The sequence below is a fragment of the Acinetobacter ihumii genome, assembly GCF_900625095.1.
Classification (GTDB): Bacteria; Pseudomonadota; Gammaproteobacteria; order Pseudomonadales; family Moraxellaceae; genus Acinetobacter; species Acinetobacter ihumii.
The window spans coordinates 1,273,336-1,288,441 of the sequence record NZ_LR130760.1 but is presented as its reverse complement, the minus strand read 5'-3'; the positions used below and the strand labels follow the sequence as shown (position 1 = coordinate 1,288,441).

The window sequence follows — 15,106 nt, the reverse complement described above, 5'->3', positions numbered from 1 at the left end:
TTTTTTTATGGATTATCTTATTTTCTGCGACGTCTAAAGACAGGATGTAAAACCGCAGCTTCTTCTACAGCAGTTTCATTTTCCACATCTTCATTTTTTGCCTTTTTCTTCTTTTTTTTCTTTTTCTTTGGCTCGTCATCAACTTCGTCACCATCTTCAATGGCTTGCCAGTATTCAAGCTGCTCCATCACCGCAGCGTATATTGAACCTTTGCTATAACGACCTTTTTTATCCAGTACGCCTACAGGTCGAGCCATCAAAATTTCTAAAGCCTGATCAATGGTTTCAATCGCATGGACATGGAACTGACCTGCTTCGACTGCCTCAATCACATCCTGACGCAACATTAGATGTTGCATGTTTTGGCGCGGAATAATGACGCCCTGTTTGCCCGTCAAACCTTGTAGTTTACAAGCATCATAGAAGCCTTCAATTTTGGCATTGACACCGCCAATCGGTTGAACCTGACCAAGTTGGTTCATCGAACCTGTAATCGCCCATGATTGATCAATGGGGATCTGGCTAATCGCTGAAATTAAGGCCGAAAGCTCTGCAACGGTTGCACTGTCGCCATCGACCTGTCCATAGCTTTGTTCAAAAGCCAATGCCGCAGAAAAATGTAAAATTTGCGAACGACCAAAATGCGCTTTTAAGAAGCTCGACATCAGCAACACGCCTTTGGCATGTAATGAACCGCCCAATTCTACGCTGCGTTCAATATCCAGAATATCGCCACCACCTTGATACACCGAAGCAGTTAGGCGTGAAGGTAAGCCAAATTCAACATCTGCATAGTGAATGACAGATAATGCATTGATCTGACCCAAACGATGACCTTGAGTTTCAATCAACTGAGTACCGCGTGATAAATCTTGCCAGTACAATTCGCGCAAATACCCCAAGCGGTACTGACGATGATGCAGGGCTTGATTCACATGCCTATCAGAAACGGTTTTGTCACCGGCAGTAAAGGCATGGTGATGCGCCTCACGGATCAAATCACCCAATGTAGATGCATGTAAAGACAAGGAACTTTGATCTTCTGCCTGACGGCTTGAATCGGTCAACAATGCTGATAATGCTGAACGATCAAAAGGCAAGAGCTTGTCGACCTGAACATAATCGGCAATAAGTTGCATATAAGCCTGCTCATTGCTGTCATTACGTTGTAATGTATCGGTGAAGTCGGCGCGAATTTTAAATACGCTGCCGAGCTCAGGTTCAACTTCTAAAATTTCATAATAAATTTCAGGTTCCGCTAATAAAACCACTTTGATATCAAGCGGTATTGCCGCAGGTTCAATTGAAATACTACCTGTCAGGGTCAGCATATGCTCAAGTGAAGAAAGTTTGAGTTGTCCAGACTTCAACGCACGTTTTAGCCCTTGCCATGCATAAGGTTGCTCAAGCAATTGTTCCGCTTCCAGCATCAAAAAACCACCAATGGCTTTATGCAAAGAACCAGGACGAATTAAAGTAAAATCAGTAGTGATCGTACCATTTTGAGTAAGCTGTTCAACATGCCCCAACAAATTGTAATGGGTTGGGAAGTCTTCAAAAATCACTGGTGCGCCAGCGTTGGGCTTGTTGGTTACAATGGCATTGGCTTGATAGCGAGCGGGAACTCGATTAAACAGTGCAGGGGAAAAATCATCTTCTTCCTGCGCCAAAATGGTTTCGACATTCTGGATAATATCTTCAGCATAACGTTGTAAGTAATCTTCAAGTCCGACCACGCTCTGATTTTTTTTAATGAGCAGGTCAATTCGAGGTAAAACCACTTGTTTGGCAATGTCACGATTCAATTCAGACACCTGATCACGTGCATCGTCTTCAAGATCACCCAAATGCAGTCCTAAGCGTTCAAGTTTTTTATCCATGTAACGCATGTTGGCTGCAATTTCAGCACGTTGCTTGGTGGTCAGCGCATTGATTTCATTTTGCGTCATTTCCTGAACTTGGTCATCTTTTAGATGTACAGGTACAAAGCAATGTTCTTCATTGCGAGAAATCAGTTTGAGGTCAAGTGTTTCGCCTTCTTTGGTCAGTTCAACCAAAGCCTCTTGTTGTTCGTCACCTGTTTCCTGACGAATCTGTTCAATACGATTGTGATAGGTTTCAGCGGTAAAACGTCGTTCAAGTTGTTTTAAGATGGTTTGCCATGCCTGATGTAAGGCATTTTGAAATTTTGGACCTTGACCTGCTGGAAAACGAAGCGCAAGTGGCTGACGCGCATTTTTAAAGTTATTGACATAGACCCAGTCATCTGGGGTCGGCATATTTTTGGCATGTTGTTGGAGCAAACGCTTGATCATGGTGCGTTTGCCTAAACCTGCTGTACCGACTGCAAAAATATTATAGCCTGAATAAGGTAGAGAGATGCCTGCCTCTACAGAAGCACGGGCGCGATCCTGACCCAGAAAATTATTCAGTGGTTTGATACGACGTGTAGATGATGGAATTTTGTCCAGATCTGGCGTATGTGTCAATTGCTCAGGTTTAAGTGTGGTTTTGTCTAATGTCGCTTGAATCTCTGTTTGCTCAAATGCTGTAGGTAGGTTATTGGTTTTTAGAGTTGTCGCTGTGGTTGGAGTTGAAGATAAAGTTGAAGCCATTTGATCGTGTCTTTGGGTCACAGGTGAAATCCAAAAATAAACTAGAGGTAAGATTTAAAGGTATACAGGTTTAGGACAAAATATCAAGCTTCAACGCATTTTTTATTGATTAAAATGTTCAGCTTTTGATAAACCATATTGAAAGCTTGCTCAGAACGCGATTGAATAGGCTGTTTTATAAAATCTTTGGAAAATAATAACCGAATGACCACACAAACTACTGGATGGAAAGCTGCTTTTGAAGCCTTTCTCGATCGTCGTGCCCTGATTATGTTATTTCTGGGATTTTCAGCGGGGATTCCCATTCTCCTGATCTTTTCGAGCCTATCTTTATGGCTTGGGGAAGCCGGTATTGATAAAAGTGCAGTGACTTTTTTTAGTTGGGCAGCGTTAGGCTATTCTTTTAAGTTTGTATGGGCGCCCTTGATTGATGAACTTCCGGTTCCTGTTCTGACTAAAACATTGGGTCGGCGTCGCGCGTGGTTATTGATTGCACAAGTACTGATCGTGATTGCGATTTGTATTATGGCTTTTTCTGATCCATCGCTTGGTCAAAGTTATTTGATTCAGATGGCTGTTGGAGCAGTATTGCTTGGCTTTTCTGCTGCTACACAGGATATTGTGATTGATGCCTATCGGATTGAGCTTGCCGAAACGCAAATGCAAACGGTTTTAGCCTCAACTTATAACGCAGGTTACCGGATTGGGATGATTGTAGCGGGTGCAGGTGCTTTATTTTTAGCAGCATATTTGGGCACCTCAAAAGGTAATTATATTTATGAAGCTTGGAAATATACCTATTTAACCATGGCAGCAGTCATGTTGGTGGGAATCATCACCACTTTGGTTGTTCGTGAACCGCAAGTCAACCGAGTATATAAAGACTATAAACGCAGTGATTATTATCGTTTGGTGTTTGTGTTTTTTGTCGCCGTGGCAAGCTTTGTGGTGACTTATATTTATTCTGGAAATGTCACCGATTTAGTGACCAGTGCTGCAAATATTACCGATACCGCCGCTTTATTTGGTTTGGAAGCTTTACGTTTTTTAACGGCCGCTGCATGTGCTTTGTTGGTTGGCTATCTGTTGGTACGGGTAGGTGTTGTGAACCGACAGATGGCAATGGAAACATGGGTTGCACCTGTTCTTGATTTCTTTAAACGCTATGGCGTAAAACTTGCGCTGGTATTGTTGCTGTTAATTGGGTTTTATCGGATCTCAGACATTATTGCGGGTGTCATTTCTAATGTTTTTTATCAAGACTTAAATTTTAGTAAAGAACAAATTGCTGAAGCGGTAAAAGTTTATGGGGTTATTTTTAGTCTGATTGGTGGTTTTTTGGGTGGTTTACTTGCACAGCGCATGAACATTATGAAATTGATGTTTGTCGGTGCTGTGCTGGCGAGTTCTACCAATTTAATTTTTATTGGTTTGGTTAAATCAGGTCAGCCTTTGGCAGATGTACAGGTTCAGATTGGGACACACCACTATACGGCACAAACCGATGAAGTCGGATATTTTAAGTTATCCGTTCCAAATTCAGTTTTAGCGGAAAATCGTCAAATTCAGGTTCAAAGTCAGTTTGCTCAAAGTCCGGCAGATTCGGTTTCTGTCAATTTGCCTTATTTAAGTGCGAAAGTAGGCGAACCCCAAATTCAGCTTTTACCAATAACCAGTGATAATCAATTATCGACCGAAGAATTAAAACAAAGTGTGGTGGTCAAAGGACAAGTTTCGGGCTTAACGGTTGATCAGTTAAGTACCGAACAACCGATTATGTTAAAGCTAGATGGCAAAAGTTTTAAAACTAAACTGGATGCAACGGGTAATTTCAGCGGAATTATTGATTCTCAGGCTTTAAAAAACTCATCGACTCAAGTGATTTCAGCGGAAGCGATTTCGTCCCAAGGTCAGAGTTTAATTCAAACTCAACGACACTATACGCTTGCTGATTCAGGTCAAGGTCAGGCATTGAATATTGAACTTGAATCGATTACACCTGTACAAATCGACTCAAATGCAAGTACAGAGCTGAAGGGCAAGGTAATTAAGGCGTATAGTGCTCATTGGCTTTACTTTGCCATTATTGTGGATAATCTGGCGTCAGGACTAGCGGGCGCGGCGTTTATTGCATTTTTATCGAGTTTAACCAGTGTGTCGTTTACAGCCGTTCAATATGCGATTTTCAGTTCTTTAATGACCTTAACGCCTAAATTGTTGGGTGGATATTCAGGTACGATCGTGACTCACATTGGTTATCCAAAATTTTTCCTCATGACCACGCTGATTGGTATTCCAATTCTAGTTTTAGTGGTGTGGGTGGCAAAATTGTTGAAAGAACATCAGGCACTTGCATCCAAGAGCACTGATATATAAGTATTGGTGGTTTATATGTAGCTTATTCAGGCTTGAATGAAGCAGTTTATCTTGGGTTAAGTGTGTTTAATTCGAGTGAAAATGCATATAATAGCCGAGTGTATCTATCTGATTTAGAAGTTAAGTTTTTAAAGAAATACTGAACATTTTATTTGAAAACTGGCTTTATCAAGCAAGCTCGATAACATGACAATTTACTTCTCGGTAACTTTCATGTATCGGGCTTTGTTATGAATGACTTATGGGATGTCATGCGATGTTCAAATTACTGGCGTTGGATCGTTTTACTGTTTTACTGATCTTGATGGTGACTCTGGCAAGTATTGTTCCTGTGTCGGGTCATGCGGCCAGTATTTTTGAAGTGGTAACCAATATCGCCATCGCGATTTTATTTTTCTTGCATGGTGCCAAACTTTCAAGAGAAGCCATTGTTGAAGGGATTTTACACTGGAGACTGCATGTACTGGTTTTTGCTTTTACTTTTGTCGTGTTTCCGATTCTGGGTTTAATGGCAAAACCGCTGCTACTTCCTGTATTGGGGCAGGAATTATACTGGGGCTTTTTGTTTATGTGCTTTTTGCCATCGACAGTTCAGTCTTCTATTGCCTTTACCTCTGTGGCGAAAGGTAATGTTGCGGCAGCGGTATGCAGTGCTTCATTTTCAAATTTAATCGGTATGTTTATTACGCCTGTATTGGTCAGTTTTTTTATTTTTGGTCAATCGAAACATAACTATGATCCGACTACATCGATCATACAGATCACGTTGTTATTATTGGTTCCTTTTATTTTGGGACAGGTATTTCGTTCTAAGATTTTTCCTTACATGAAAAAAGTGCCAGGTATTGTCAAAGCATTTGATCAAGGCACCATTTTGATGGTGGTTTACGGTGCTTTTAGTAGTGCTGTAGTTGCGGGGCTTTGGCATCAGGTGAGCCTAGTGACATTATTCTATCTGGTCTTGGCGTGTTCGGTTTTACTGACCATCATTATGCTGCTTGCATTATTTGTACCTGTATGGCTTGGATTTAATCGAGCCGATCAAATTACCATTTTCTTTTGTAGTTCCAAAAAGACGCTGGCGAGTGGTGTACCCATGGCGCAAATTTTATTTAGCGGACAACCGTTGGGGATGATTGTGCTACCGATTATGATCTTTCATCAAATTCAATTGATGGTGTGCGGTGTTATTGCAAATTATTGGTCAAAAAAGCATGAACCAGTCGCACCGAAAGATAAAACAGTTCTTGAATAATTCGCCATCTGGCTTTTTTAGGTATATAATAATGCCCACTTGTTGTGCTTAGCTCTGACGGATTCGTCTCGGTGGGCCAAGAGAAATGGTCTGTTATGGTGTTGATCTGCTGTGTAACCTCATTGAGTCGACCAGCCTTTTCCTTAGTGTTGGATTCATTGGAATTGAATATTAAGAGTGATCAATTGCGATAACAGCTTAAGCCTTTCTTCAAATTAGGAGTCATCGACCATGCGCGCCGATATTCACCCAAAATACGAAACATTAGTTGCAACTTGCTCTTGCGGTAACGTGATTGAAACTCGTTCTGCTTTAGGTAAAGAAACACTTTATCTTGACGTATGTTCAGCTTGCCACCCATTCTATACTGGTAAACAAAAGAATGTGGACACTGGCGGTCGTATTGACAAATTCAAACAACGTTTTGCTGGTATGTCACGTTCTATCAAACGTTAATAGCAGAAAATCTGAAACAAGAAATTTATCTGGTTTCAGTTTTCCAAAAAAAGAACCGCAGATTGCGGTTCTTTTTTTATGTCAATTTTAGCCAATAACAATAGATTTCTTTTATACGCCCTTTTTATTTCTCCCTTAGCGAGAAAAATAAAGAGGGTCTAAATCGTGATGAAGAAAATTTTATAATATCTGATTATTCATCAGGATAAGCCACTTTTTTGAGTGCCTTAATATCTGCTTCTGGTGAACAGAGCGAAATAAACTCATAGCCATAGCCACGCAGCAAATGTCCTTTACGCACTGCAATCCACGTGGTATTTAAGCCAAAAATAGCGGTCTTAATTTGTTTTAAGCGATAATCACGCTCTGCATCATAAGCAACATCATTGACAATGCCGACTCCCATGCCTAGTTCAACATAGGTTTTGATGACATCGGCATCCAGAGCAGACATGACCAAATCGACATCAATACCTGCATCTTCAAAAGCTTTGTCAATTTTTGAACGACCCGTAAATCCACCGTGATAGGTAATAATCGGGAAGTTGGCCAAAGCTTCTAATGTGATATCCGTGGTCGTGCTTAATGGGTGGCTTTGCGGCACAATAATGCTATGTTGCCATTGATAATACGGAACACTGGCCAGATTTTCCTCAGTGGTCAGAGATTCTGTCGCAATACCAATATCAGCTTCACCTTGCAGCAGCATTTCAGAAATTTCTGTCGGACTGGCTTGTTGCAAAACTAAATGCACTTTTGGGAAAAGCTTTTTAAACTGATTGACGATTGGGGGAAGGACATAACGTGCCTGAGTATGTGTGGTGGCAATGGTTAGCGTACCTTCATCGACTTTATTAAAATCATCAGCAAGACGCTTAATATTTTCAGCATCGACCAACATTCTTTCTACGATACCCAACAATGCTTGTCCCGGTTCAGTTAAACCGAGCAAACGCTTACCTTTACGAATAAAAAGCTGAACGCCCAGCTCATCTTCTAAATCTTTAATGTGCTTACTCACACCCGATTGAGAGGTGTAAAGCGCTGCCGAAGCTTCGGTCAAATTAAAGTTTTGACGGACAGTTTCTCGTATGATTCTTAATTGTTGAAAATTCATAATTTTTATCTCTCTTTTGAGGATGCATACACAGCATCCTCAAATTGAATCTAGGCAACTTGATCGGCAAATAAGTGAAGCTGCGAAGCGCTGACCCAGACACTTTGATTCGGTCTGAATTGATGCTGTCTGGCTTCTTCAGGGCTGAGTGCAATTTCAATCAAGCGACCTTGACGATCCTGTAATTCGGCAATCACTTTTCCTGCAATCCATAGTTCACGTACAAAAATAGCTTCGATACTATTTTCATGCGGTTGGGCATGAATATGTAACTCATCTGGGCGGGCAAAAGCAATGACTTTACCTTGTGGCGCTTGAGCAGTTGAAGGCAGGATGATCTTATTTTCACCAATCTGTACGATGCCATCGTGATGTTCACCATCAAAACGGTTGGCTTGACCTAAAAAGTCAAATACAAACGGGGTAGATGGTTTTTCATAGACTTCGCGTGGTGAACCAATTTGTTCAACATTACCTTTATTCATGACAATAATCTGATCGGCAACTTCAAGTGCTTCTTCCTGATCATGGGTTACAAAAATAGAGGTAATATGCAATTCGTCATGTAAGGTTCTGAGCCAGCGGCGTAATTCTTTACGCACTTTGGCATCCAGCGCACCAAAAGGTTCATCTAGCAATAACACACGTGGTTCAACCGCCAATGCACGAGCAAGCGCAATACGTTGACGTTGACCACCAGAGAGCTGTGCCGGATAACGATCTGCTAAAAAACCAAGTTGAACCAGATCCAGCAAACGCGTGACTCGTTTTTTGATTTCAGCTTCATTTGGACGGGTATTACGTGGACGAACACGTAAACCAAAGGCAATATTGTCAAATACGGTCATATGACGAAACAGCGCATAATGCTGAAAGACAAAACCCACCTGACGTTCACGGACATGTACTTTAGTTGCATCATTGCCTTCGAGTAACACTTGACCTGAATCTGCGGATTCCAAACCTGCAATAATACGCAGTAAGGTCGTTTTACCACAGCCAGATGGGCCAAGTAGTGCCACCAATTGTCCTTCTGGAAAATCGAGTGAAATATCTTTCAGTGCGTGGAATGCACCAAAGTGTTTTTCAATATGTTTAACTTGAATACTCATGGGTCATTCCTCAAGAAGCTGCTGAATCATTTCGGTTGTTTTGTTTTTCCTGACGTATTTCCACCCATGTTTTTAAAATGAGGGTAATAATGGCCAGAAATGCCAGTAAAGATGCCACTGCAAAGGCTGCGCTGTAGGTATATTCGTTATAGAGAATTTCGACATGTAAGGGCAAAGTATTGGTTTCACCGCGAATATGACCTGAAACGACTGAAACTGCACCGAATTCACCCATTGCGCGGGCATTACACAGAATCACACCATACAGCAGTCCCCATTTGATATTGGGTAAGGTCACTTTTCTGAAGGTTTGCCAACCAGACGCACCCAAGACAATTGCCGCTTCTTCTTCTTCTGTGCCTTGCGCTTCCATTAAAGGAATCAATTCACGTGCGACAAAAGGAACAGTAATAAACACAGTCGCAAGTACAATAGCAGGCACGGCATACAAGATTTTAATATCGTGATCCATCAGCCACGGTCCAAACCAACCCTGCATACCGAACATCAAAACCAACATTAAACCAGCGATAACAGGTGAAACTGAAAATGGTAAGTCAATCAGCGTGGTTAAAATGGATTTGCCACGAAATTGAAATTTGGCAACTGCCCAAGCTGCCGCAACACCAAATACCACATTTAAAGGCACAGCAATTGCGGCAGTAAGCAGTGTGAGTTTGACCGCAGATAAAGTATCTGGATTGGTGAGAGCATTTACATAAACATCAATTCCTTGACGAAAAGCTTCTACAAAAACCAAAACCAAGGGCAAGATCAGACAACTTAAGAAAAAGATCAAAGCGATGGTCAGTAGGGTATAACGTACCCATGTTGGTTCACGGGTAGAATCACGTGATTGTAATTTGACTGCAAGTGCATTGCTGCTGGTCACTAAACTCATTTCACGGTTCTCCCAGTACGACGGCTTGCCCACGCCTGAATAAGGTTAATCAGGAGTAAGATTACAAAGGAAATCACGAGCATGACCACTGCAATCGTTGTGGCAGCAGGGTAGTCGTATTCTTCCAAACGAGAAATAATCATTAACGGTGCAATTTCAGTTTTAAATGGCTGATTACCTGCAATGAAAATAACCGAGCCATACTCACCGACACCACGTGCAAAGGCTAAGGCAAAACCTGTAAGTAATGCAGGCAGTAAGATCGGAAAAATAATTTTATTGACAATCTGCCAACGATTCGCACCTAATGCAGAAGCAGCTTCTTCCAGTTCTGTTTCGATATCCGAAAGTACAGGTTGTACGGTCCGTACCACAAACGGAATACCGATAAAAATCAGGGCAATGGTAATCCCGATTGGGGTATAAGCCACTTGTATACCTAAGGGTGCCAAATATTGGCCAATCCAGCCGGTAGGCGCATATAACGAAGTGAGGGCAATACCTGCAACTGCTGTTGGCAAGGCAAAAGGTAAATCTACCAATGCGTCAATTAAACGCTTACCGGGGAAGGTATAACGTACTAGGCACCATGCCAATAGAGAGCCAAAAATAACATTGACTAAAGCTGCAATAAGAGCAGTACCAAAACTAAGCTGCAATGACTTGAGGATTCGTTCTGAACTCAATATTTCCCATAAACCATCCCAGCCAACCCCAAAAGATTTGATAAAAACGGCTGAAAGCGGAATAAGGACAATGAGTGATAAATACGCTAGGGTAAAACCTAGTGAAAGACCAAATCCTGGCAGCACTCGGGATCGCTGCGACATGAGAACTCCTAAAAGAGTACGCCTGACAAATAGCAGGCAAATCTAAACAAAATCTAAATAAAAAACTAAATCGCGTATTTGATCATTGAATATTGATCACGATAGGGCATGAGTCGATGTGGCTGTTTTTCCTGAAGAATATAATCGAAAATTTCTGGAAAAGGACCAAAGCCTGAAGCCACATTAATATGACCGACTTGCCCAAGATTGACAGGTTTGATCTGCCAAGCCTGAGCCAGACGCATGGCATCATCAACATGTAACCACGGGTCGTTTTCACTGATGATGAGTTGGGTCGGTACATCAATTTTTAACTGGTGAAAGTAATGGGCATAATCTTGAGTACTGTTGCGAGCGAATCCGGCTTCACCAAAACGTGCTGGATTAGCAGGCGCAACCAAGGTTAAATGCTTGACTCTTTTTCGTAGCTCAGGATGTTCAGCCAATGCTGCGACACTGGTTAAACAGCCAAAACTATGCGCCACAATTTGAATCGGGTGATCAATCAACTGGACAGTTGCAAGCAGTTGATCAACCCATTCATCCAAGACTGGATGATTCCAGTCTTTTTGTTGCACACGGGAGCAGTTGGTCAGTTCACGTTGTAACCATGATTGCCAGTGTTGATATTCACTACCTCCAACCCCCGGCACGATAACTGTATGTAACATGCGACTGCTCCCTTAAATACACCGATTACTTGGTATTGTTTTCTTTGACGATTTGGTCAAAAACGCCACCATTGTCAAAGTGTTGTTTTTGCACTTTAGCCCAGCCACCAAATTCTTTATCAATCGTCACCAGTTTTAATGGCTTAAAGGTACTGCTGTAACGTTTTAAAATGTCTGCATTACGTGGACGATAGAAATTTTTCGCGGCAATATCTTGGCCTTTTGGTGAATACAGGAAATTTAAATAAGCTTTGGCTAAGTTTTCATTGCCATCTTTTTTCACATTCTTTTCAACAATGGCTACAGGTGGTTCTGCCAAAATTGAAAGTGATGGTGTGATGATTTCAAACTTACCCGGTTGTTCACGCTGTGCTAAATACGCTTCGTTTTCCCAAGCCAGTAACACATCGCCAATGCCACGTTCAGCAAAGGTCGTGGTTGCGCCACGTGCACCAGAATCTAAAACTTTGGTCTGTTTATAAATCTGACGAACAAAGTCACGTGCTTTGGCATCAGAACCATATTGATGCTTTGCCCAAGCCCATGCAGCTAAATAGTTCCAGCGCGCACCACCTGATGTTTTTGGATTCGGTGTGATAATTTCAACGCCTGGTTTTACAATATCAGCCCAGTCTTTAATGCCTTTTGGATTTCCTTTACGCACAAGGAATACAATGGTTGAGGTATAAGGCGTAGAGTTCTGTGGAAATTTCTTTTGCCAGTCCGCCGGGAGCAATTTTGCATTTTTAGCGATTTCATCAATATCCGCTGCCAAAGCCAAGGTCACGACATCTGCCTGTAGGCCATCAATGACTGCACGGGCTTGTTTGCCTGAACCGCCGTGGGATTGTTTAAAATTGACATCCTGACCTGTACGTTGTTTCCAGAACGCACCAAATTCTTTATTAAAGTTTTCATATAGTTCACGTGTTGGATCATATGAAACGTTTAAAAAGTCTGTGGCTGCAAAAGATGACACTGAGATCAACGTCGCTAGAATCCCCACCTTTAATTGTGCTAAACGCATGTTTTTTCCCTCAAATATATCGAAATGTTTTGAACATGCGTGCAGCATACTGCGAGTTGTTATCCATAAAAAATAATAAAAAATGAATTTTATATGAATAAAAAAGAAATAGAAAAAGCTTAGGTGTTTTTAAACTAAGCAAGAAAATCAACGGGATGTTTGGACATGTGGTGTTTTAAAAATGCAGAACAAGTGGAAGCACTGGATTTACAAGATCGTGCCTTTCACTATGGTGACGGATGCTTTACCACAGCACGTATTTATCAGGGACATTTTGAATTAAAAGCGCGACATCTGATGCGTTTAAAAAATAGCTGCGCGTATTTATATCTCAAAGCAGATTTGTCGTTCATTGAAAAAAGTCTGCAACAACTACAGGATCAATTCGATGTTTTGGATGGTACGCTAAAAATTATCATTAGTCGTGGAGTGGGGCAGCGTGGCTATAGCTTGCCAGAGCAGCATGCCGATGTGTATGTCTGGTTTTATCCGAAACATCAAACGTCATTTCAACCTGAATTGATACCAAGTGGTGTTTTAAATCAGGTGATGGGCATGAGTATGCCGCACTTGGTTGGCTTAAAAACATTAAATCGGCTAGAACAGGTTTTACTTAAACAAGAAGCCGATCAACGACAATGGCTCGAGGCCTTAGTCACCGATGTACAAGGTTTAATTGTGGAAGGTGTGAGCAGTAATTGCTTTATTTATTTAAAAGATACATGGATTACTCCTGAACTTCGTTATAATGGCGTGCACGGTGTGATGCGAGCGGAAATTTTATCCCGTATGGAAAAACTTAATGTGCCTGTGGCTCATGGTTTTGTCGATATGGATGAGATTGCCAATATTCAGGCACTGTTTTTTTGTAATGCTCTCAGCCCGATGAAAGCCGTGACCCATCTTGATGGAAAATCCTTAGACGCCCAAATTTGTGTAGACCTTTTTCATACCCTTCAACTGAACCAGATTCACTGATATGTCAAAACCTTCGAACAAAGCTAAAGCCAAGAACAAAAAGAAGCCGCCAAGTAAAATCGGTTTTTTTGCGAAAAATAGAAAATGGCTGCTGGTCTTTTGCATATTGGTGATTGCTGTATTTAGCCTATTATGGATGAATCTATTTAAAAATTATCCTGTCAAAGGTAAAAAGGAATTATTGGTCGTTGCGAGTGGGGATACGTATTCGCATTTTATTGAACGTCTGGCAAAGGAAAATCAGGTTTCAATTCCATTAATTTTAAAGATTTATCAGAAATTTTTTATTCATGACACCATGAAAGCCGGCGTGTATGAAATCCCTCAAGGCATGAGTATTCGACAAGTTCTAGTGATGTTGTCCAATGCTGAAAATGCACAAATGATTCGGGTTCAGGTCATTGAAGGAACAACCTTTAAACAACTCATTGCCAATCTAAAAAAAGATCGGTATATCACCAAATCAGTTGTAAATTTACCTGAACAACACATCGCAAAAGCATTGGGATTGCCGTATTCACATCCTGAAGGTTTATTTGCCCCGAATACTTATTTCTTTTCCAAAGGGGAAAGTGATCAAAAAATTCTGACCGATTTATATCATTATCAGATGAAAACTTTAGATGCAGCATGGCAAAATCGCGCAGCCGATTTGCCTTATAAAAATAAGTATGAAGCCTTGATCATGGCATCCATTATTGAAAAAGAAACCAGTCTGGACCGTGAGCTTGAGCAAGTGTCTGGAGTATTTGTACGCCGTTTAAAACTGGGAATGCGTTTGCAGACCGATCCAACTGTGATTTATGGTATGGGTGATCGATATCAAGGAAAAATTAGTCGACAGGATTTGCGTACACCGACTGCTTATAATACCTATACCATGTCGGGTTTGCCGCCAACCCCGATTGCAATGCCAGGCAAAAAAGCGATTGAAGCTGCGATGCATCCTGACAACTCAAACAATATTTATTTTGTGGCGACGGGGAATGGCGGACATAAATTTAGTGCCACTTTGCAAGAACATAATCAGGCGGTTCAGGATTATTTGTCCGTGCTTCGATCAAAAAGCGAGTAGCCAAAAACATGAGTATTCAAAATTTAGGAAGATTATATGTTCATTAGCTTTGAAGGCACGGAAGGGGTGGGCAAAACTACGCTCATTCGCAAGATTTATGAGTATTTTGAGCGTCAGGGTGAACAGATTGTATTAACTCGCGAACCCGGCGGCACGCCACTGGCTGAACGCGTCCGAGATTTACTGCTTGCAGTCAATCATGAAGAAAAAATGTCGCATGACACCGAACTTTTATTGATTTATGCTGCGCGTGCGCAGCATTTGGAACAGGTGATTATTCCCGCTTTGCATGCTGGAAAAACAGTCCTCAGTGATCGTTTTACCGATGCCAGTTATGCCTATCAATGTGCGGGGCGTGGTTTAAGCAAAGAAAAACTGAGTATTTTAAATCAAACTTTTGTCTCACAGATGCCAGATATTACCTTTTGGCTAGATGCGCCGATTGAACTGGGGATGTCGCGTGCGCGTGAACGTGGCGCGTTAGACCGTTTTGAACAGGAAAAAGTCGAATTTTTTCAGCGCGTGCGTGAAGGCTATCAAGAGTTACATCAGTTATATCCAGAACGGGTCAAACGTCTGGACGCGACACAAGCCCCTGAATTGGTGTTTGAGCAAGCACTAAGCTATTTAAAATAGAATATTTGGAATAGAAAATGCGTGGAAAATATATTCCACGCATTTATTTATTGATGT

Annotated in this window: 13 protein-coding genes; 6 read left to right on the top strand and 7 right to left on the bottom strand. The window is 41.5% G+C overall.

The window, feature by feature from the left end:
* Window positions 1-17: 17 nt before the first annotated feature.
* Window positions 18-2,615 carry a Lon protease family protein gene (locus E0D95_RS06035; RefSeq protein WP_431830754.1) on the bottom strand — a complete coding sequence of 866 codons (2,598 nt, stop codon included), beginning with the start codon at window positions 2,613-2,615 and terminating at the stop codon, window positions 18-20.
* A gap of 186 nt (window positions 2,616-2,801) precedes the next feature.
* Here E0D95_RS06035 and E0D95_RS06030 point away from each other — a divergent pair, with 186 nt between their 5' ends.
* The 3 genes from E0D95_RS06030 (at window position 2,802) to rpmE (ending at window position 6,702) form a co-directional block, all read left to right on the top strand.
* The gene (locus E0D95_RS06030) at window positions 2,802-4,991 is read left to right on the top strand and encodes an AmpG family muropeptide MFS transporter (protein ID WP_431830740.1); all 2,190 of its coding nucleotides are present in this window, start codon (window positions 2,802-2,804) and stop codon (window positions 4,989-4,991) included.
* A gap of 241 nt (window positions 4,992-5,232) precedes the next feature.
* The gene (locus E0D95_RS06025) at window positions 5,233-6,246 is read left to right on the top strand and encodes a bile acid:sodium symporter family protein (RefSeq protein WP_171478534.1); all 1,014 of its coding nucleotides are present in this window, start codon (window positions 5,233-5,235) and stop codon (window positions 6,244-6,246) included.
* Between the two features lie 231 nt (window positions 6,247-6,477).
* Complete coding sequence (gene rpmE, locus E0D95_RS06020; protein WP_004989885.1) at window positions 6,478-6,702, top strand: 50S ribosomal protein L31; 225 nt, start codon at window positions 6,478-6,480, stop codon at window positions 6,700-6,702.
* A 193-nt stretch (window positions 6,703-6,895) separates the two neighbouring features.
* Here the strand turns inward: rpmE and E0D95_RS06015 are convergent, their stop codons facing one another.
* The 6 genes from E0D95_RS06015 to E0D95_RS05990 form a co-directional block, all read right to left on the bottom strand.
* A complete protein-coding gene (locus E0D95_RS06015) occupies window positions 6,896-7,819 on the bottom strand; it encodes a CysB family HTH-type transcriptional regulator (RefSeq protein ID WP_130803042.1) in 924 nt (307 codons plus the stop codon).
* A gap of 50 nt (window positions 7,820-7,869) precedes the next feature.
* Window positions 7,870-8,931 (bottom strand): sulfate/molybdate ABC transporter ATP-binding protein, encoded by a 1,062-nt coding sequence (locus tag E0D95_RS06010; RefSeq protein ID WP_130803041.1) that lies wholly within the window; start codon window positions 8,929-8,931, stop codon window positions 7,870-7,872.
* A 10-nt stretch (window positions 8,932-8,941) separates the two neighbouring features.
* Entirely contained in the window at window positions 8,942-9,832 is an 891-nt protein-coding gene (cysW, locus tag E0D95_RS06005; RefSeq protein ID WP_130803040.1) for a sulfate ABC transporter permease subunit CysW, read from the bottom strand.
* Window positions 9,829-10,662 (bottom strand): sulfate ABC transporter permease subunit CysT, encoded by an 834-nt coding sequence (gene cysT, locus E0D95_RS06000; protein WP_130803039.1) that lies wholly within the window; start codon window positions 10,660-10,662, stop codon window positions 9,829-9,831. The genes cysW and cysT overlap by 4 nt, the downstream gene beginning before the upstream one ends.
* 65 nt (window positions 10,663-10,727) lie before the next feature.
* Window positions 10,728-11,333, bottom strand: a complete 606-nt coding sequence (locus E0D95_RS05995; protein ID WP_130803038.1) for an RBBP9/YdeN family alpha/beta hydrolase — start codon at window positions 11,331-11,333, stop codon at window positions 10,728-10,730.
* A gap of 25 nt (window positions 11,334-11,358) precedes the next feature.
* Entirely contained in the window at window positions 11,359-12,360 is a 1,002-nt protein-coding gene (locus tag E0D95_RS05990; protein WP_130803037.1) for a sulfate ABC transporter substrate-binding protein, read from the bottom strand.
* A gap of 165 nt (window positions 12,361-12,525) precedes the next feature.
* On the opposite strand from E0D95_RS05990, the gene pabC reads away from it, so the two are divergent.
* The 3 genes from pabC to tmk are packed head-to-tail and all read left to right on the top strand — an operon-like array spanning window position 12,526 to window position 15,049.
* Window positions 12,526-13,338 (top strand): aminodeoxychorismate lyase, encoded by an 813-nt coding sequence (pabC, locus tag E0D95_RS05985; RefSeq protein ID WP_130803036.1) that lies wholly within the window; start codon window positions 12,526-12,528, stop codon window positions 13,336-13,338.
* Window position 13,339: 1 nt separating this feature from the next.
* The gene (mltG, locus tag E0D95_RS05980) at window positions 13,340-14,413 is read left to right on the top strand and encodes an endolytic transglycosylase MltG (RefSeq protein ID WP_130803035.1); all 1,074 of its coding nucleotides are present in this window, start codon (window positions 13,340-13,342) and stop codon (window positions 14,411-14,413) included.
* Between the two features lie 36 nt (window positions 14,414-14,449).
* A complete protein-coding gene (tmk, locus tag E0D95_RS05975; RefSeq protein ID WP_130803034.1) occupies window positions 14,450-15,049 on the top strand; it encodes a dTMP kinase in 600 nt (199 codons plus the stop codon).
* Window positions 15,050-15,106: the final 57 nt, after the last annotated feature.

What these genes read in the sequence shown, in the direction of transcription:
- E0D95_RS06035 (WP_431830754.1), bottom strand. Translation starts at nt 2,615, where the DNA reads ATGGCTTCAACTTTATCTTCAACTCCAACCACAGCGACAACTCTAAAA.
- E0D95_RS06025 (WP_171478534.1), top strand. Translation starts at nt 5,233, where the DNA reads ATGGGATGTCATGCGATGTTCAAATTACTGGCGTTGGATCGTTTTACT.
- rpmE (WP_004989885.1), top strand. Translation starts at nt 6,478, where the DNA reads ATGCGCGCCGATATTCACCCAAAATACGAAACATTAGTTGCAACTTGC.
- E0D95_RS06015 (WP_130803042.1), bottom strand. Translation starts at nt 7,819, where the DNA reads ATGAATTTTCAACAATTAAGAATCATACGAGAAACTGTCCGTCAAAAC.
- E0D95_RS06010 (WP_130803041.1), bottom strand. Translation starts at nt 8,931, where the DNA reads ATGAGTATTCAAGTTAAACATATTGAAAAACACTTTGGTGCATTCCAC.
- cysW (WP_130803040.1), bottom strand. Translation starts at nt 9,832, where the DNA reads ATGAGTTTAGTGACCAGCAGCAATGCACTTGCAGTCAAATTACAATCA.
- cysT (WP_130803039.1), bottom strand. Translation starts at nt 10,662, where the DNA reads ATGTCGCAGCGATCCCGAGTGCTGCCAGGATTTGGTCTTTCACTAGGT.
- E0D95_RS05995 (WP_130803038.1), bottom strand. Translation starts at nt 11,333, where the DNA reads ATGTTACATACAGTTATCGTGCCGGGGGTTGGAGGTAGTGAATATCAA.
- E0D95_RS05990 (WP_130803037.1), bottom strand. Translation starts at nt 12,360, where the DNA reads ATGCGTTTAGCACAATTAAAGGTGGGGATTCTAGCGACGTTGATCTCA.
- pabC (WP_130803036.1), top strand. Translation starts at nt 12,526, where the DNA reads ATGTGGTGTTTTAAAAATGCAGAACAAGTGGAAGCACTGGATTTACAA.
- mltG (WP_130803035.1), top strand. Translation starts at nt 13,340, where the DNA reads ATGTCAAAACCTTCGAACAAAGCTAAAGCCAAGAACAAAAAGAAGCCG.
- tmk (WP_130803034.1), top strand. Translation starts at nt 14,450, where the DNA reads ATGTTCATTAGCTTTGAAGGCACGGAAGGGGTGGGCAAAACTACGCTC.